9 protein-coding genes are annotated in these 18,280 nt (G+C 40.2%); 1 reads left to right on the top strand and 8 read right to left on the bottom strand.

What is annotated here, in order from left to right:
• Nucleotides 1-69: 69 nt before the first annotated feature.
• Nucleotides 70-681 (top strand): cyclin-dependent kinase inhibitor 3 family protein, encoded by a 612-nt coding sequence (locus tag ACKPEB_RS17950; RefSeq protein WP_408966334.1) that lies wholly within the window; start codon nt 70-72, stop codon nt 679-681.
• A 67-nt stretch (nt 682-748) separates the two neighbouring features.
• Here the strand turns inward: ACKPEB_RS17950 and arfB are convergent, their stop codons facing one another.
• From arfB to ACKPEB_RS17910, 8 genes are all read right to left on the bottom strand, one after another.
• Nucleotides 749-1,165: an alternative ribosome rescue aminoacyl-tRNA hydrolase ArfB gene (gene arfB, locus ACKPEB_RS17945; protein WP_408966333.1), complete on the bottom strand. Its 417-nt coding sequence runs from the start codon at nt 1,163-1,165 to the stop codon at nt 749-751.
• A 238-nt stretch (nt 1,166-1,403) separates the two neighbouring features.
• Nucleotides 1,404-2,621 (bottom strand): glycosyltransferase family 4 protein, encoded by a 1,218-nt coding sequence (locus ACKPEB_RS17940; RefSeq protein ID WP_408966332.1) that lies wholly within the window; start codon nt 2,619-2,621, stop codon nt 1,404-1,406.
• Nucleotides 2,622-2,860: 239 nt separating this feature from the next.
• Entirely contained in the window at nt 2,861-5,332 is a 2,472-nt protein-coding gene (locus ACKPEB_RS17935) for an ATP-dependent Clp protease ATP-binding subunit (RefSeq protein WP_408966331.1), read from the bottom strand.
• Nucleotides 5,333-5,741: 409 nt separating this feature from the next.
• The gene (locus ACKPEB_RS17930; protein WP_408966335.1) at nt 5,742-5,948 is read right to left on the bottom strand and encodes a hypothetical protein; all 207 of its coding nucleotides are present in this window, start codon (nt 5,946-5,948) and stop codon (nt 5,742-5,744) included.
• Between the two features lie 133 nt (nt 5,949-6,081).
• Nucleotides 6,082-7,077 (bottom strand): PRC-barrel domain-containing protein, encoded by a 996-nt coding sequence (locus tag ACKPEB_RS17925; RefSeq protein WP_408966330.1) that lies wholly within the window; start codon nt 7,075-7,077, stop codon nt 6,082-6,084.
• Between the two features lie 694 nt (nt 7,078-7,771).
• Complete coding sequence (locus ACKPEB_RS17920) at nt 7,772-13,162, bottom strand: AAA family ATPase (protein ID WP_408966329.1); 5,391 nt, start codon at nt 13,160-13,162, stop codon at nt 7,772-7,774.
• A 449-nt stretch (nt 13,163-13,611) separates the two neighbouring features.
• Entirely contained in the window at nt 13,612-16,395 is a 2,784-nt protein-coding gene (secA, locus tag ACKPEB_RS17915) for a preprotein translocase subunit SecA (protein ID WP_408966328.1), read from the bottom strand.
• 115 nt (nt 16,396-16,510) lie between these two features.
• Nucleotides 16,511-18,280 (bottom strand): ABC transporter ATP-binding protein, encoded by a 1,770-nt coding sequence (locus tag ACKPEB_RS17910; protein WP_408966327.1) that lies wholly within the window; start codon nt 18,278-18,280, stop codon nt 16,511-16,513.

Here is an 18,280-nt window from a genome sequence, read left to right as displayed (position 1 = left end):
AGTAGACCAAACCTGATGTTTTGATTAAAATTTGTAAAGCAGTTTGACGTCAAATTTATTGACATAACTATGAACTACGCCAGAACATCAAACAACTTCCCGATTAACGTTGATTTTCTCCCCCCTGACGTCATACCCTTTACTGGAAAAATCGGCATGACCTACGCCCCCGGAAAATCCCATCAAGGAATGCACGTGCTCTGGGATCGGAATTTATATCATGACCTAGACCGTCTGCGGTATTTCTATCACACCGATGTTTTGGTATCCCTCATTGAACCCCACGAATTTCATAAAGTCCAAATTCCCACCCTCTTTCCCGAAGCCGAAGCTAGAGGAATAGAAACCATTTGGTTCCCCATTCCTGACCTCAAAGTTCCCACCTCAATGCAAGGCGTCATTAACCTAGTCCCCCAAATTCTCAACCGAGCTAAAGCAGGTAAAACCGTTGTTGTTCACTGTATGGGGGGATTTGGACGCACCGGAACCATTGTATCTTGCTGTTTAGTGACGTTAGGTTATACTCCAGAAAATGCGATCGCCATTGTTCGTCATACCCGTGAATATTGCGTTGAAACCACCGAACAAGAAGAATATGTCAGCTTATTTGCCCAAGCGTGGAATCAGTTATCAGTAGAGACGTGCCATGGCGCGTCTGTACCAGTTATCAGTTATCAGTAAATAACTGAGATTTTAACAACGATGCTACGCGCTAATTCGTGGGCTTTTTGTAACCCTAAATTCACTCTCACTCTGCATCGACTTTTCCGCGCATCATTTTGAGGTGCGATCGCTTACTTTTACTCTCTAACCGTTTTGTTTGGGAACTGCGAGTAGGTTTACTGGGTTTGCGAGGTTTAGGAATTGCGATCGCACTTTTAATTAAGGTTTGAAGTCGTTGTAATGCTTCTTCTCGATTCTGTTCTTGAGTACGGTGTTCTTGAGCTTTAATCACGATCACGCCATCTTTAGTAATGCGTTGATCATTAATCTTTAATACTCGCTGTTTGTAATGTTCAGGTAATGAAGAAGCCATAATATTAAAGCGCAGATGAATAGCACTAGCAACTTTATTAACATTTTGTCCCCCCGCACCCTGAGAACGAACTGCACTCATTTCAATTTCATGCTCTGGGATGCTCACCGTCTTAGAAATTTCTAGCATCGTTTATTAATAATTTTAGAAGGAAATAATACCATTAGGTTTGAGGAGTTGATAGGGGCGATCGCATCTGGGATAAAATAACCTTCATAAGCCGGATCTTGCCCCTCATTTTTGTTAGGTCTATCTGTATAAACCCTATCGTAGGGGCGAGGTCTCCTCGCCCAAACACAATACCATTAAATCCTATACAGATAAATGAGATAACTCAGTAAGGGCGGGAAAACCCCGCCCCTACAAATTAAACAACATGGCTGAATTCTAAACGTTGTTCTTGAACTAAATCTCGATAAAGATGTTCTAATTGGGTAATATTTTGGCTAAGGGTATAACGTTCTAAAACCCGTTGACGGGCTTTTTGACCCACAATCGGAATCATTTCAGGATGATCTCGTAATAACGGTAATAGCGTTCGCAGTTGGGATGTTACCCCTTGAGTCTTCATAATAATTCCGGCGCCGGCTTCCATGACTTCCCCATCTGCACCCGCATCCGTCGCCACACAAGCCGTCCCACAGGACATCGCCTCTAATAACGAGATGGATAACCCTTCCACCATCGACGGTAACACAAACACATCCGCCCCCCGCAGAATTTCAATGCGTCGGTTTTCATCCCCGACGAACCCAAACCAGATAATGCCATCTTCTTGACCATAGGAGGCTTGTAGAGATGCTTCTAACGGCCCATCACCCACAATCACTAACACACAACCCGACCCCATTTCCGACTTTTTCCAAGCCTTCAGCAACGACTCAACGTTCTTTTCCGTCGCTAAACGACCTTGATAGACAAATACCCGGTCTGCACCTAATTCTTCCTTAAACCGGGATGGCCCTGGAGAATATTTTTCCACATCCACACCATTTGGAATCACCGCAACTCGGTGTTTCGCCACTCCCAAACGGTTGAGCATTTCCCGTTGCACTTGGGAAAACACAATCACACGGTCATAATTTGCCAAAAACGGCGCGTAGATTTGATAGGTTAAATGTTGGGTTCCTGATTTGAGATTGCGTAATTTATGGTCAAACGGAGTGTGAAACGTCGCCACCAAAGGGATATTCAGTTCTGCACAAATTTCAGGTAAAACGAAATCTAACGGCGAAAGGGTCAAAGACGCATGAACCAGATCCGGTTTTAACCGTTGTAGGGACTCCGTAAGGACTTTACTCGAAGTCAGAGTGGGAATGGTATAAACCTGGGACTTATACAGACAAGGTAAAGACACCTCCTGAGTCATGGGGAAGGTCGTGACCTTGTTATTTTTGTCCCTTGTAGAAATTTTCCAGGTTCCATTTTCCAGTTGCCATTCTGGGGTGCGGTCATTCGTTCCTTCCTGAGCAAAGTGCAGAAAGCTGACGCGATGACCTCGGTCTAACAGGGCGTTCGTGATTTCCCTAGAGTAAGTAACGTTACCACAAAAGGGTGATTTTTTTCCAAGCCAAGCAATGTGCATTCAAGTGATTTGGAATTTCTTAAAATTTGTTTGTTGAGCATGACTTTACCACGATTATTGCCTTCTGTCCGAAAAAAGCCTGGGACTAATGGGATGACATCGAGTTTAGGGTTTAGATCGGCTCGGTTGCAGGTGCGAGAAAATAGTATCGTGAGTTTGAATCATTGATACAAATTACCGTGAACTGTAGGGGCGAGATGTTCTCGCCCTTACACAAAGATGGGTTTTGCTGCTTGGAATTAGGAGTGAGTTACTGCATATTCACTCACAGAATTAAGGGTTTTTTCCTTGGGTAAAATTGTAACCTTCCCATCATTATCTAAGTCAACCCAAGCACTATCGCCATCTTTAATTGTTCCGAGTAATAAAGCTTCTGCCAGAACATCTTCTAACAGATTCATAATGGCTCGACGTAAAGGTCTAGCTCCATAACTCGGATCAAAACCCACATCAACTAAATGTTCTTTGAACCGTTCACTGACTGTTAAAGTAATGTCCCGTTCTGTTAACCGACCTAACAGATCTCGCAGTAAAATTTCTGCAATTTCTTTAACTTCGGATTTTTGCAATTGACGGAAGACAATAATTTCATCCAAACGATTGAGAAATTCAGGACGGAAATATTGTTTTAGTTCCTCATTGACTAAATTGCGAATGCGGTTATATTGTTGATCTTCTTCCGAAGTTGACCACTCAAACCCTAAACCGCCACCGCCTTTTTCAATCACCTTAGACCCAACATTGGAGGTCATGATAATTAAGGTGTTTTTGAAACTCACAACCCGACCTTTAGAATCAGTTAACCGTCCATCTTCTAAAATTTGTAATAACAAATTAAAGACATCCGGGTGAGCTTTTTCAATTTCATCAAATAACACCACCGTATAAGGACGACGGCGCACCGCTTCCGTTAATTGTCCGCCTTCATCATAGCCCACAAACCCTGGGGGAGAACCGATTAATTTAGACACCGTATGTCGTTCCATATATTCCGACATATCTAAACGAATCATCGCTTCTTCTGAGCCAAAGAAATAGGCGGCTAAAGCTTTCGTTAATTCGGTTTTACCGACTCCCGTAGGGCCAGAGAAAATGAAACTGGCAATGGGTCGATTCGGATTTTTTAACCCAACACGGGCACGACGAATGGCACGAGAAACGGCATTAACCGCTTCATTTTGACCAATTAATCGTTGATGTAAGATTTCCTCTAAATTTAATAATTTAACGGATTCAGATTCGGTTAATTTATTGACGGGAATTCCTGACCAAGCGGATAAGACATCGGCGATATCTTCTTCAGTCACGACTAAAGAATTGGTAACAGAATCTGATTTTTTAACGGGAATTTCCAATTGATCTTTAATTTGTAATTCTTCTTCCCGTAATTCACTAGCTTTATCAAAATCTTGCCGTTTAACTGCTTCTTCTTTTTCGGTAATGACTCTCGTTAAGTCCCGTTTTAATTGACGTAATTCGGGGGGAACTTTGGAGTTCATCACCCGTACCCGTGAACCTGCTTCATCAATTAAATCAATGGCTTTATCCGGTAAAAAGCGATCGCTAATATAACGGTCGGATAAAGTTGCCGCCGCATATAACGCTTGATCTGAAATGGTTAATTGATGATGTTGTTCATAGGCGCGTCGCAACCCAAACAGAATTTCAACGGTTTCTTCAACCGAGGGTTCACCCACCATCACGGGTTGAAACCGACGTTCTAAAGCCGCATCTCGTTCAATATATTTGCGATACTCATCGAGGGTTGTTGCTCCCAAACATTGCAACTCACCCCGCGCTAAGGCTGGTTTGAGCATATTAGACGCATCCATTGTGCCTTCAATGGCGCCGGCACCCACTAAGGTATGAATTTCATCAATAACTAAAATGATATTTCCGGCGGTGCGAATTTCCTCAACAATAGCTTTGAGGCGTTCTTCAAATTCTCCTCGAAACCGAGTTCCCGCCACTAAGGTTCCCATGCTCAAGCTGATCACTTGTTTATTTTCCAGCATATCGGGAACGTCGTTATTGACAATGCGTTGAGCTAACCCTTCTGCAATGGCGGTTTTCCCAACACCGGGTTCTCCCACCAAGACGGGGTTATTTTTCGTGCGTCGTCCCAAAATTTGGATCACACGCTCAATTTCTCGCTCTCGACCCACCATTGGATCTAGTTTGCCTTGGGCGGCGAGTTGGGTTAAGTTAGTGCCAAATTCATCTAAAGTGGCGGTTTTTGCAGAACTCCCACGGTTGCTTCCACCAGAGGTTACGGTTTCATCGCCTAACGATTTGATGACCTCGGTACGAAGTTGAGAACGGTCAACTCCCAGATTTTCAAGGACTTTGGCGGCAACTCCTTCGTTATCTTGTAATAATCCTAATAACAGATGTTCTGGGCCAATATAGTTATTCCCCATCTGACGCGCTTCTTTCATAGCCGCTTCAAAGATGCGTTTGGCCCTAGGAGTAAAGGGAATTTCAACTGGAACAAAACCTGAACCTCGGCCAATAATGGCTTCAACTTCTTTCTGGACGTCGCGCAGGGCTAACCCTTGTTTAGCTAGAATTTTAGCCGCGATGTTGCTGCCTTCGCTAATTAAACCGACTAACAGTTGTTCAGTTCCTACAAAGTTATGTCCCAGGCGTCGCGCTTCTTCCTGAGATAACATCACCGCCTTAATTGCTTTATCGGAAAAATATTCAAACATTCTCTAAGTTCACTCCTGTATAACGTTTGCTTTTTATAGACTTGTCATCCCTCTTGGGAGAGTGATGATGGCTTTTAATCTCCAGATGTAAACTTTTGTTTAGATACTATACCTAATTTATCGTTATTGGATTAAAAGTGCAGTGAGGACACCCGTAATTTTCAGAGGCGGTTCTGGGGGAGAAGGGGAGCAGGGGGAGAAGAGGAGCAGGGGAGGCAGGGGGAGAAGAGGAGCAGGGAAGAAATAATTTTTTCCCTATTGCCTATTGCCTATTTCCCATTGCCTATTCCCCATTCGTAATTCGTAATTCCCTTCTATACATTTTGTCATGCAGAATCAGAAAATAAAAACCCCGATCTTTGAACAATTTAGTGTGTCAAAAATCGGGTTGAATTAATTGTTTTGTCTATTATTCTTTTCGAGAAAAAGTTTCCGTTGCAAAACTTAAACCGGAAGCAAAGTCTTCACCATACCCTTCTTCACCGTGTTGATCAACATCTAAACCTTGTTCTTCAACCGTTGATTTAACTCGTAAATCCATTAAAGAACCCATGATTTTAATGATAACAAAGGTTCCAGCCGCAGCAAAAATATAAGTTGCAATCACCCCAACAATTTGAGGAATTAATTACCCTGGATTTCCATACACAAGTAACCCAGGAGGAGCAGGAAAGAGAAAAGGCTTAGGAGTTGATGATTTCTAATTGTTGTAATTTGCTGCTGTTCTTTTCCTGCATCCTACACCTGATTTACTCCTCATATTCAGGCATTTTCTTTTTCTCTGGAATGTTAATGCGGGGAGGCTGATAGGGTTTAGGAGTTTCGTCATCATCCCAAGCATCGGAATCTACATCACTTTCGTATTCATAGTTTAATTCTCTGGCGTAGAGTTTTTGGTCTTGACGAGGAGGTTCAATGGGAACTAATTCTCGTTCTCGATAACGATCATCCTCATCTCGTTCGACGTCGCCCCAGTTATCTTCTTCATACTCATCGTAAATGGGTTGAGGTTGGCGCAAGGGTTGAACCGGGGCGGGTTGTTCTTCCCAAGCATCGTTTTCATCCCACGCTTCTTCAGTAGCGGTTGCTGGGGCGCGATATTCCCGTTGAGGAGGCGTTTGAGGAAGTCCGGTTCCTAACTGGTTGGCTGGTTTAACCGTTGGGGGATAATACATTCCCTCTTCTTCTTTTTCCCAAGGAGCTTCACCTAAGCCTAATCGTTCTAATAAACCGACAGACAACTGTTGTAAGCGATCTTCTGATCCTTCAAACACAATTAATCGATTCGGGCCACTACTGACAATTTCCTCAATGGATAATTCGTAGGTACTAATGACTTGTTCTGGAATTTGAGGTAAACCAATAGAGGCGATGATTAAGGATTCTAATTTGCCATCACGGGTATCAAATTTGAATCCTCGCACTCGTCCTAACGGTTCTCCGGTTTCGGTGATCACTTCACTATTAATCAGGGTACTGTAGCCTTCTACATCCACGTCTTCTTCGAGGACGCTATCATCATCCACCAAAATTACGTCACCGATTTCGCGGACACTACTCAGGTACATAAATTTTGGCATTCCAGCGATCGCTAGAATATTATCACGGAGTCCGATCGCTACAATTTCACGCTGATCGACGTCTACCCATAATTGGCTCACGATCCCAAGTCGTTTACCTCTGTCACGGGTGATAACTTGAGTGCCGAGAATTTCGGAGCGTTGGCGGATATGTTCAGATGTCATGCTAGGCAGAATTTCAGTTCTAACTGTTAAATATACAGATTACTCTACAAATGCTAATGGTATAGATGCGTATCCATGCCATTAGTTTTTCGGGTTTCCTCTACTCGGTGGAACCCAGCGATAATCCATTAGCTCTGATGCTATCAGAATATTTTGTTTTTGGTTCCTATCAGGGGGTAGATCCGGTTAACACCCCCCGACCTCAAGGGAAGAGGATTCTGGGTTCAAGGCATCCACTCAACACACACAGGTTGCCCTGTTTATATCAGAGATGGTTTTCTCCCCATCGGTTTTTAACAAGGTTAATTATCCTTGCCATATCTTAATCTTAGCAAAAAGAAGGGTCAAGAGGCATGAAGCGTCAAGCATCTAAGAATGCTCAACCACTCCAAGAAACCGCACAAGATGCTGGACGCGCGCTCGAACGTTCCGTATCAATTCGCTCCAAAGAAGTTGGCATATCTATCTAAAGGTAGATGTGTCAACTAATCTTGTCGGTCTATATTAAAAACACTATCGCACGTTCTCAATTCGCGCTTTCCCCAGTCAACCAAAAGCTGGGGATTTTTCATCACCTATCTCTTGTGCTTTGTAACCTTGAGGCGGTTAAAACATTTCATCACTTTTTCCCTGATTTTCGTCATTAAATAATGGCAACCCGGTTACAAAGCGAAAGCGTTCAGTTCCCAAAATTTTAATGAATGGGGATTAGGATAGTAAATTCTGTTCCTTCCCCGATAGTAGAAGTACAAATCATCTCCCCTTGATGCCGATCTACAATAATTGAGTAACTAATCGATAGCCCCAAGCCCGTTCCACTACCGACGGGCTTTGTGGTAAAAAAGGGATCAAAAATTCGTTGAAGAATATCGGGTGTCATCCCCGAACCATTATCAACAATACAAATTTTAACTTGATGATTGTCAATTAATGCGGTATCAATTGTAATTTTTGGGGGGTTTTCTTCCTGATGAATCAAACGGCGACGCTGTTCTAAAGCATCAATTCCATTACTAATAATATTCATAAAAACTTGATTCAGTTGAGAAACATAACAGTTAACTTTAGGGAGTTGACCATAATGTTTAATGATTTCAATTTCTCTTTCATGAAGAGAAGCCCGAAGTCGAGGTTGTAAAATCATTAAGGTACTATCAATGCCTTCATGAATATCGACAGGTTTCATTTCGGCTTCATCCAAACGAGAGAAGTTTCGTAAACTTAAAACAATATTGCGAATTCGTTCGGCTCCGACTTTCATCGACACTAAGAGTTTTTGTAAATCTTCGACTAAAAAGTCTAAATCAATTTCTAAAATCGTTTCTTCAACTACAGGTTTGGGTTGAGAATATGCTTGTTGATAAACTTTAATTAATCGTAGTAAATCTTGAACATATTCACTGGCTGGAGTCAAGTTTCCATAAATAAAACTTACGGGGTTATTAATTTCATGGGCAACTCCCGCCACCATTTGTCCTAAAGAGGACATTTTTTCACTTTGAATTAACTGGGCTTGGGTGCGTTGCAATTCAGTTAACGCTTGTTCTAAACGCAGGTTTTTCTCATTCAGTTCTTGGGTTCGTTCTTGAACTTTATTTTCAACGGAGGTATATAACAAAGCATTTTCTAAGGAAACGGCAGCTTGAGCAGACAGTAAATTTAATACTTCAATTCGTTCTGAGGTAAAGGCTCCGGCTGTTAGGTTATTTTCTAAATATAAAATCCCTAAAAGTTTACCTTGGCTAATAATCGGAGTACATAAAATTGATTTAATTTGATGAGTATTAATATAGAGATCATGGGTAAATTGTCCTTCTAAAGTGGCGTTCATTAACACGACATCTTGACCTGTACGTTCTACATAATAGATGACGGTTAAGGGTAAATAATGACAGGTCTCAACTGGAATTTTAGGATGAACAATCACGTTTTCTCGATTTGTTGAAGCTTCGGCTTCAATCACTAATTTTTCTCCATTATATAAAATCAAAAATCCTTTTTGAGCTCCCGCGTTTTCAATCACAATCTTCATTAAATTGCCTAACAATCGTTCTAAAACAATTTCACGAGAGATCGCTTGGGAAGCTTTAATGACGGTACTTAAATCTAACAATGCTAAACGACTACCATGAGATGTATTCAGAATAATAGATTGTGTATCAAATAAAGATGGTTTGAGAGAGCTTAATTGTTTGAGTTGAGAATATTGGGTTTCTAACTGTTCAATTTTACGAATTGCCCCCCAACGTTGATAACTATAATAAGCTTCTCGGAGGTGAATATTCGCATATTTAGGTTTACCATGAGTCAGCCAAAATTTAGCGGTGAGTTCATGACTTAAAGCAACATTTTGAATCAATCCCGCTTCTTGGGCACTAGAAATGGCTTGTTCATATAAATCAACGGCTTCAAAGAAACGTTGGGAAAATCGAGCTAGTTCTGCTTCCACTAACAGATATTTTGTTAAGAAATTAGCCGGACAATTTTCTGACCATTGTTTAAACTTCTGTTGATTAGCCTGAATTTTTTCTAACGCTTCTTGCTGTTGCGATGGCGAAAGCTGTTCTAAATTAGCAATTAAGGTTAAAGAATGATAAAAATAATATTCTGTGACTGGAATTAAACCAATAATAAATTGCAGTAAAGGTTCCGTTTCCTGAGCTAATTTTAACGCTGGTTCGACCGCTCCATATAAATACAGCACTTGCAATTTAAAAATTTTGTAAAGAACTAGAGAATAGAATTTTTGATGTTCTTGGCTGGTTTTAATATAATGGGCTTCCGTCAGGTCAGAACTATCAAAGGATAATAAATCAGAAGTTTCACCGATTAAATTGAGAAGAATGAATTGTAGTCCCGTTAAACTATCAATCACTAACTGATTTTCGGCTTTCTTACTAAATTTTAAATAATTTTTAACTTCAACTAAAAATTTAGGTAAATTTACTGCTTGTGCCATTAAATTTAGGGATTGATTATTTAATAAATAACTCGCATATTGTAAATCCCCAGACTCTAATGCTGATTGATAACCGTCATGGCCTAAAGCATTTGAATTTTTAATCGGTTCTAACCAATAGTTCAGACAACTAATTAAAGAGGCACAAACTTTATAAATCGGATAATTCCATTTTTTATTCAGTTTTAATCCCAGTTGACCTAACTGATAGGCTGTGTGATATTGATTAAATAGTGTCGCGAGTAAAACACCATAGGTGGCGTAGAAAAATCCGGCTTCTGGACTATAACCTGATTCTAAAGCAACTTTTACTCCTTTAAGAATCACAACTGTCCATAAACTAGGATTGCTAACATAGGCAGAGGGAGCTAAATTATTGAGTAATTTTAAAATAATTTTGGGTTCGGGTTCTACAATAGGACGTTGCTCAAGTAAAGTGGATAAGTTATTAAGATTAAGGGCATTTTGTAGAAATTCTAATTCATGGGGGATAAGGGTTTGTAGGTTTTCTGTCGGTAAATCTAACCCGAATAAAGTTAAGGCTTGTCTCCCAGTATTGATGGCGGATTCATATTTTAACTGTAAGGTATATTGAATTAAAAGTAAATTATAAACATCGGCTTTTTCTAAAGTCGATTGAGATTTTTCTAAAAGTAGTTTAATTAAGGTTTCACTTTCAATTAAATTTCCATTTAAGGATTCAACTTCGGCTTTTTCTCGATAAATGGCAAAGGCTAAAGGATAATTTTTGACCCAAATTTCACCGGGCAAAATTTCGATTCCTGCGATTAAATATTCTCGTGCTGCGCTATAAGCGGTGGCATCTTTGGCTTTTTTTCCTGCTTCTAAATTTAAACTTGCCAGTTGCAGTTTCTCTTGTTCATCGGTGATTAAAGATCGACCGACATTTAAGTGATCGACTAAATCAAATACTCGTTCTAACCAATATTGAGGCGGTGTATTGGTGAGTAATAATCGACCAATGGTGAGATGAACGGATTGTTTTTGAGAATCGGCAATTAAGGAATAGGCAGCTTGTTGAACTCGATCATGGAGAAATTTATAATTTAAGACTAAATAGGGATTAATTTGTTCAGGCTCTAAATGATCAATATCGGATATCGGCTTAATTAATCCTTCTTTTAAAGCGGGTAATAAATCTTGAAAGGTTTCTAATGATTCTTTTCCATAAATTAATGATAAGGTATTGAGATCAAATTGATTCCCGACACAGGCTACTAATTGCAGCACTTGTTGACTTTGTTGAGGAAGTTTCTGGAGTTTACTGATCATGAGTTCAACCACATTATCAGTAATATTAATAGCTTTGATATCTTTTATATTCCACTGCCAAGCAATTCTTTCTGAGTTAAATGTTAAGAGTTTTTCTTGATAGAGAGTTTTGAGAAATTCATTCACAAAAAAAGGATTTCCTTCTGTCTTTCCAATAACTAATTCTGCTAAAGGTTGAACAGTGGTGCGATCGCTATGTAGGGTATCAGCAACCAATTCCGTCACTTGTTCTAAATTTAAAGCGGTTAAATTGATTTCATGAATAAATTGATGGTAAAGTTGTTGAGCTTCCGAGGTAAACAATTCAGATTTTAAGGTTTCTAACATCATCATTAAAGGATGGGTGGCACTGACTTCATTGTCTCGATAGGCTCCAATTAAAAACAAATAGAAGGTAGAATCATCCGTTAGCATTAATTTAATTAATTTCAAAGTGGCAGAGTCAGCCCACTGTAAATCATCTAAGAAAATCACTAAGGGATGTTCAGGTTGGCAAAACAGACGGATAAAGTTTTGAAAGACGAGATTAAAGCGATTTTGAGATTCGGCAGGGCCTAATTCTAAAACGGGCGGTTGGGGGCCAATAATCAGTTCAATTTCAGGAATTACATCAATAATAATTTGTCCATTCGGCCCCAATACCCCTAACAGTTTTTCCCGCCATTGATCTAACCGTTGTTGCGTTTCACTTAAGATCAATCTGGCTAATTCAGAAAAGGCACTCACCAAAGCTGAGTAAGGAATACTGCGTTGAAATTGGTCGAATTTTCCACTAATAAAATAGCCATTTTTTTCAATAATCGTTTTAGAAATTTCTTGAACTAATACGGATTTTCCAATCCCTGAATATCCGTTAATTAACATCATTTCGGTTTTTCCTTGACTGACTCGATCAAAGGCTTGAATTAAGGTGTCAATTTCCGTTTCTCGACCATAGAGTTTTTTAGGAATTTTAAACTGATTGGAAATATCTTGTATTCCCAAGGGGAATTCCTGAATGGTTCCTATGGTTTGAAGTTGTTTTAAACAATCTTCTAAATCAGCAATTAAACCCCAAGCACTTTGATATCGATCTTCTGGGGATTTTGATAATAATTTTAGGACAATTTGAGAAATAATCGGGGGAATTTCTGGGTTAATTTCATGGGGGGAAATCGGTTGTTTAGCCAGGTGAGCATGAACCGCTTCCATTGGGTCGGTTGTGGGAAAGGGAACCTGTTGGATTAACAGTTCATAGAAGGTGGCTCCCAAGGAATAAAAATCTGTGCGATAATCTACAGAACGGTTTGTTCTTCCCGTTTGTTCTGGAGAAATATAAGCAAGGGTTCCTTCTAAATTCTGAGGAGAATTAAGGCGGAGAGGTTCCTGAGTTAATCCACTAGAAATGCTAAAATCGATTAATTTGACTTGTCCGGTGGCGGGATTAAATACAATATTAGAGGGATTAATATCTTTATGGATTAAGTTTGCGCCATGAATTTCTCGCAATCCTTGAGCAATTTTAATGGCGATGGTTAGAAATCCTAAAAAGGTAAATTTTTGATTAGTTAATAAGATTTTTAACGATTCTCCGCCAAAATCTTCTAAGGTCATAACTAACGTATTTTGATAGGTTTGAAGTTCATAAACTTTAATCACACTGTCTAAATTCAACTGACGCAGAATTTTATATTCTCGCTCATATTTTTGAAAATCAGATTGCGATGGAAATTCTTCTTGTAGGACTTTTAAAATTACAGGTAAATTATCTTTTTCTCGAATCGCTCGATAGACAACGGAGTTAACACTTTCATAGATTTGTGCTAAGATGTGATATCCGGGCAATGCCATCATAAAAGTTTCCTTATGCACTGATTTAAGGTGAGTTTGTTAAGTTTTAGTAATAAATAAGACGATCAATATAATGACGAGAGTAAAGGTTACAGATCTTCAAGTATAGATTCTGAGAGCAATTTGGCGGAATAAAATTGATATCAATCTAATAAGTTAACAGATGATTTCAGGGAAAACCTCAATTCTAAGTGATTGATTCTATTTTAGCGTGCTTTGCTGGGAGGAAGAAATGAAACTTGTGGCGATTTCAGCTAGGCTCCAGGGGTTAAATTATTAACAGTAATAGTAACTGAAAAAGCACCTGGGAGTCTGGCCGAGTTTCGACCCCAAGTGCTTTTTCTTTATAGACCTCACTCCTCACACTACTCAAATATACACGATAATTTTGGGATGTCAAGAAAAAAGTGAGGAATCTGTATCTTAAGAAATTATAAACAAGCTTCAAACCGCTAAACCGTCATCGGTTGAGGCTGGAATTGGAACATAGAATAGATGACATTTCGGCGAATATCGGTCATCATATCCAAGAACAATTCATAGCCCTCGCTCTTGTATTCGATTAAGGGGTCTTTTTGTCCATAACTCCGCAATCCTACGGATTCTCGTAACGCATCCATTTGTTGTAAATGTTCCCGCCACAACGTATCAATTTGTTGCAGAATAAAAAAGCGTTCTGCTTCCCGCATTAAACCCGGGCGAATTTGATTGACTTGTGCTTCCTTAATATCATAAGCATTGCGTAATTGTTCATGGAGGAAACTTTTAATTTCATCCACCGATAAATCCACTAATTGATCTGCGGTTAAATCTGCCAACAAATAGACGAATTCCTTCGCTTTACTAACGAGATTTTCTAAATCCCATTCTTCCGACGGTAAATCAGGATTAATATAAGCTTCTACGATGTCATCCATCGTTTGTTCGCCATATTTAATCACTTGTTCTTTCAAATCTTGTCCTTCTAAAACCCGCCGCCGTTCGGCATAAATTGCCCGCCGTTGGTTGTTCATCACCTCGTCATATTCAAAGACTTGTTTCCGAATATCGTAATAGTAAGTTTCAACTTTTCGTTGGGCATTTTCTAGCGATCGCGTTAATAATCGAGACTCAATGGGCATATCTTCATCCACATGAAACGCATCCATTAATCCCGCCACTCGGTCGCCACCAAAGATTCGTAATAAATTATCCTGTAAACTTAGGAAAAATCGAGTTGAACCGGGGTCGCCTTGACGTCCAGCCCGTCCCCGCAATTGGTTGTCAATGCGTCGAGACTCATGGCGTTCTGTTCCAATTACATGAAGTCCACCCAATTCTACCACTTCGTTATGTTCCCGTTTGGTGAAGTTTTCGTACTCTTTAACAATCAGGTTATACACCTCGCGGAGTTTTTGAATCACCGGATCAGAAGTCGGTGCTTTTTCCGATGCCACCGCTAATAAATCCTCTGCTTGTAACTCTGGTAAACTGCGTTCTCCATGAACAGAGACGGCAAAATCAACGGCTTCTTTGAGTTTTTGTTCAGTAGATTTTGATAATTCGGTGGGGAATAATTGGGTGGCAACTTTCCAAGTTTTAGTTTTTTTACTCAGATCAAATCCTTGGGCTGCGGGACGACGACCACCGGGTACACCGACGACGGCTAATTCTCGTTCATCATCGGGTTTAACAATTTTTGGCATTAAATACTCGCGCATTTTTAGCCGTCCCATAAATTCTGCATTTCCCCCTAAAATAATATCCGTTCCTCGTCCGGCCATGTTGGTTGAAATGGTCACGGCACCTTTGCGTCCCGCTTGGGCAATAATTTCTGATTCCCGTTCGACGTTTTCCGGTTTTGCGTTTAATAAATTGTGGGGAATTTTGCGTTGTTGTAATAAATTAGACAGAATTTCTGACTTTTCAACGCTAGTGGTTCCGACTAAAACTGGACGACCTTCTTGATGTAAATCGGCGCATTCTTCCGCAATAGAAGCCCATTTTCCTTCTTCAGTTTTATACACCACATCGGGTAAATCTTGCCGTCCTGTAACTCGGTTAGTCGGAATAATCGTGACTTGTAAATTATAGATGCGTTCAAATTCCGCTTCTTCGGTTTTGGCTGTTCCCGTCATCCCTGATAATTTGGGATATAATAGGAAGAAATTCTGATAGGTAATGGTGGCTAAAGTTTGGGTTTCCGGTTGAATATCCACCCGTTCTTTTGCTTCAATCGCTTGGTGTAAGCCATCACTCCAACGACGACCGGGCATCACCCGCCCCGTAAATTCATCAACAATAATAACTTCCCCATTCCCGACAATATAGTTAACGTCTTTAATAAATAATTCTTTGGCTTTTAAGGCATTAAAAACAAAGTGGGCCCAAGGATCATTCGGATCATATAAATCTTGAACACCAAATAATTCTTCTGCTTTGGCAAATCCTTCATCGGTCATCAGAACATTACGGCCTTTTTCATCCACTTCATAATGTTCTTCTTTTTGCAACATTTGGGCAACTTCCGCCGCCCGGATATATTTTTGACTCGGACGTTCGACTTGACCAGAAATAATCAACGGTGTCCGAGCTTCATCCACTAAAACCGAGTCTACTTCGTCAATAATGCAATAGTTAAAGGGGCGCTGCACGACTTCATCCATTGAAGTTGCCATGTTGTCGCGCAGGTAGTCAAACCCCATTTCACTGTTTGTCCCGTAGGTAATATCACAGTTGTAATTTTTCTTCCGGGCTTCAGGACTCATATCTTGCTGGATGAGTCCCACACTCAACCCTAAAAAGCGATGAACTTGTCCCATCCATTCTGCATCCCGACGGGCGAGATAATCGTTAACGGTAATCACGTGAACACCTCTTCCCGCTAAGGCGTTGAGATAGGCGGGAAGGGTCGCTACTAAGGTTTTTCCTTCCCCGGTTTTCATCTCAGCAATTTGACCGGTATGCAGGATAATGCCGCCCAACAGTTGGACGTCAAAGTGTCGCATTCCTAAAACCCGCTTTCCGGCTTCTCGAACCACTGCAAAGGCTTCGGGGAGAAGTTCATCGAGGATTTGATTTTCGTCGTCTCGGTTTCGAGCTTTGGCTAATTTTTCCTTAAATTCTCCTGTCTTCGCCCGAAGCTGATCATCCGAGAGGCTTTGAATCTCTTCCTCTAAAATGTTGATATCTGTGACAAGAGGCTGATATTTTTTGAGTTTACGCGCATTCGGATCACCCAACAGAGCTTTTAACATGGCAAGAACAGGATAGAGTTACAAAAATTTATAGGGTTTGTATAAATCATTGATTATTCTAGCATTTCCTGGTTGCTTGTTGTTAAGTTGACAGGCAAGATGCCTGTTCCACAGTTTAATTTAAACCGGACTGTACCCGCCATAACCCCGCATAAATACCAGGTGCTTCTAAAAGGTTTTCATGGGTTCCTGATTCGACTAATTTACCTTGTTCCATCACATAAATACAATCGGCATTTCTAACCGTTGAAAGGCGATGGGCAATGGCAATTGTGGTGCGATTTTTGGTGATTTTTTCTAAGGAACGCTGAATGGCGGCTTCGGTTTCATTATCGACGGCGGATGTGGCTTCATCTAAGATTAAAATCGGGGGATTTTTTAAGACGGCTCTGGCGATCGCAATTCGTTGTCGTTGTCCGCCGGATAATTTCTGACCTCGTTCTCCTACTATTGTATCATATCCTAACGGTAAATCGTTAATAAATTCATCGGCTTCTGCCACTTTTGCAGCCGCAATAATATCAGTTAAAGACGCATCAAAGGTTCCATAGGCAATATTTTCGGCTACGGTTCCATGAAATAAGAAAACATCCTGACTGACTAACCCGATGGCTTGCCGTAAATCGCCTAATCTTAACCGATCTAATTCGATTCCATCTAAAGTAATTACACCGGCATTAACTTCATACAATCGTAATAATAATTTAACTAAGGTACTTTTCCCCGATCCTGTAGAACCGACAATAGCAATGGTTTTGCCCGCCGGAATTTTGAGGGATAAATCTTGAATCACGGGGTAACGATTTTGATAGGAAAAATAGATATTTTGAAATTCTATTTCTCCCTGAACCGCAGAAAGAGGTAGGGGAATATCCCCAGGATGAATTTCAATCGGTGTATCTAATAAATTCATCACCCGGTTAACAGAAGCCATCGCCCGTTGATATTGATCAAAGGTATCTCCTAGTCGGGTTAACGGCCATAATAACCGTTGGGTAATGAACACTAAAACGCTATAGGTTCCGACGGCTAATTGTCCTGAAGTGACTTGTAATCCTCCTAAGAGTAAAGTAGCAATAAACCCAAATAAAATTAAACTTCTAATCACGGGAACATAAGCGGAAGATAAGGTAATTGCCCGTTTATTACTTTGGCGATAAGCTTCACTATGATCGGTAATGCGTTGAATTTCATATTGTTCTGCGGTAAAGCTTTTAATGGTTGTAATTCCGCCTAAATTATTGGCTAATTGTCCATTCAGTAAGCTGACTTTTTCTCGAACATCGGCATAACGAGGGGCGAGTAATTTTTGGAACCAAACCGAACCCCAAACAATAAACGGCATCGGTAACATAGCCCACCAAGCAACCGTCGGTGCTAAAATAAAAAAGGCTGCCCCAATTACAATAACGGTTGTAATCACTTGGATAATTTCATTCGCACCGATATCTAAAAATCGTTCTAGCTGATTAATATCATCATTTAAAATAGACATTAAACTGCCACTACTGCGTTCTTCAAAATAGGCTAGTTCTAATTCTTGTAAATGTCCGTAGGCTTCTAATCTTAAATCATGTTGTAAGGTTTGGGCTAAATTGCGCCAGAGGATTTTATACGCATATTCAAAAAGTGATTCTAAACTCCAGATGATTAAACTTAATATTGATAAAACTAACAGTTGATTAAATGCTCCTTGAATTCCCCAGTTGACCAAAAAAGAAGTTTTAGGGTTAATCACCACATCAACGGCCCATCCAATTAACACCGGAGGAGCTAAATCAAACACTTTATTTAAAATAGAATAGAGGGTTGCTAACCCAATGGTTTTTTGATAGGGTCGAGCATACCGAAGAAGACGCTGTAACGGATGAGTTGTTTTAGACAT

It is taken from the genome of Planktothrix sp., assembly GCF_046067725.1.
In the GTDB taxonomy this organism is placed as follows: domain Bacteria; phylum Cyanobacteriota; class Cyanobacteriia; order Cyanobacteriales; family Microcoleaceae; genus Planktothrix.
Note: the sequence above shows the minus strand (reverse complement) of the source record. Positions and strands in the feature narration are given on the sequence as shown.

What these genes read in the sequence shown, in the direction of transcription:
- ACKPEB_RS17950 (WP_408966334.1), top strand. Translation starts at nt 70, where the DNA reads ATGAACTACGCCAGAACATCAAACAACTTCCCGATTAACGTTGATTTT.
- arfB (WP_408966333.1), bottom strand. Translation starts at nt 1,165, where the DNA reads ATGCTAGAAATTTCTAAGACGGTGAGCATCCCAGAGCATGAAATTGAA.
- ACKPEB_RS17940 (WP_408966332.1), bottom strand. Translation starts at nt 2,621, where the DNA reads ATGCACATTGCTTGGCTTGGAAAAAAATCACCCTTTTGTGGTAACGTT.
- ACKPEB_RS17935 (WP_408966331.1), bottom strand. Translation starts at nt 5,332, where the DNA reads ATGTTTGAATATTTTTCCGATAAAGCAATTAAGGCGGTGATGTTATCT.
- ACKPEB_RS17925 (WP_408966330.1), bottom strand. Translation starts at nt 7,077, where the DNA reads ATGACATCTGAACATATCCGCCAACGCTCCGAAATTCTCGGCACTCAA.
- ACKPEB_RS17920 (WP_408966329.1), bottom strand. Translation starts at nt 13,162, where the DNA reads ATGATGGCATTGCCCGGATATCACATCTTAGCACAAATCTATGAAAGT.
- secA (WP_408966328.1), bottom strand. Translation starts at nt 16,395, where the DNA reads ATGTTAAAAGCTCTGTTGGGTGATCCGAATGCGCGTAAACTCAAAAAA.
- ACKPEB_RS17910 (WP_408966327.1), bottom strand. Translation starts at nt 18,280, where the DNA reads ATGTCTAAAACAACTCATCCGTTACAGCGTCTTCTTCGGTATGCTCGA.